Annotated in this window: 3 protein-coding genes; all 3 read left to right on the plus strand. The window is 67.7% G+C overall.

Annotated features, from left to right (window positions below; all coding sequences use genetic code 11):
* Positions 1-105, plus strand: a 105-nt coding sequence (locus AX690_RS23735) for a hypothetical protein (RefSeq protein ID WP_231732216.1), incomplete at its 5' end; no start/stop codon positions are given.
* Positions 95-514, plus strand: coding sequence for a hypothetical protein (locus AX690_RS15400; protein ID WP_062099738.1), 420 nt, complete (start codon positions 95-97; stop codon positions 512-514). The genes AX690_RS23735 and AX690_RS15400, both read left to right, overlap by 11 nt.
* The coding region (locus tag AX690_RS15405) for an efflux RND transporter permease subunit (protein WP_197426878.1) at positions 511-869 on the plus strand (359 nt) is incomplete at its 3' end. The genes AX690_RS15400 and AX690_RS15405, both read left to right, overlap by 4 nt.

The raw sequence follows: 869 nt of genomic DNA on the forward strand, positions 1-869 counted from the left end.
GTCGAGATCCTCTCGGGCGTGCGCGCCGGCGAGCAGATCGCCGGCAAAGGCGCCTTCCTGCTCAAGGCCGAACTCGGCAAGGGGGAGGCGAGCCATGAGGACTAAGGTCATCCTCGCCGTGGCCGCCCTGGCCGCGAGCTTCACCGCCTCGGCCGCCGTGGCCAAGGATAGCGTGACCATCGACCGCCTCGGCGGTCGGGAGGTCGAGATCATCACTGCCTCGGCGCGCGACACCGCAAGCGGTCTGCGTGTCTTTGGCCTGATCCGGCGCGCGTCTGGTGCAAGCCTGCCACCTGTCACCGCTCACCTCGACATCAGCGCCTACGATCCTGACGGTCACTGGGCCATCACCGTGCCCACACGCCTGGCCGCGCTCAGTCCCCAGCGCATGGATCGCGAACCGGCTCGCTACGAGGCGACCTTGCCGCTGGTGCAGCGGGCGTCGGTGACCAGGCTGCAGGTCCGCTACGCCGCCAAACCACACGCCATGGAAACCGGCGAGGTGGCCCGATGATCGGCCGTATCCTCGACCTTTCGGTCCGCTTCCGGTGGGCCGTCATCGCCCTGGTCACGCTGGTCGCGGCCCTGGGCGTCTACAACCTCGTGCGCCTGCCGATCGACGCAGTGCCCGACATCACCAACAAGCAGGTGCAGATCAACACCGTCTCGGGGACCCTGGCCCCGGCCGAGGTGGAAAAGCTCGTCACCTTCCCGGTGGAGACGGCCATGGCCGGCATCCCCGGTCTGGAGTCGACCCGCTCGATCTCACGCAACGGCTTTTCCCAGGTCACCATCGTCTTCAAGGAAAAGACCGACATCTACTTCGCCCGCCAGCAGGTGGCCGAGCGCCTGACCCAGGTGCGCCAAAG

The sequence above is a fragment of the Caulobacter sp. CCH9-E1 genome (assembly GCF_001556515.1).
Lineage (GTDB): Bacteria > Pseudomonadota > Alphaproteobacteria > Caulobacterales > Caulobacteraceae > Caulobacter.

Bases quoted from the DNA above. Each gene is read 5' to 3' on its own strand.
- AX690_RS15400 (WP_062099738.1), top strand. From the start codon at position 95: ATGAGGACTAAGGTCATCCTCGCCGTGGCCGCCCTGGCCGCGAGCTTC.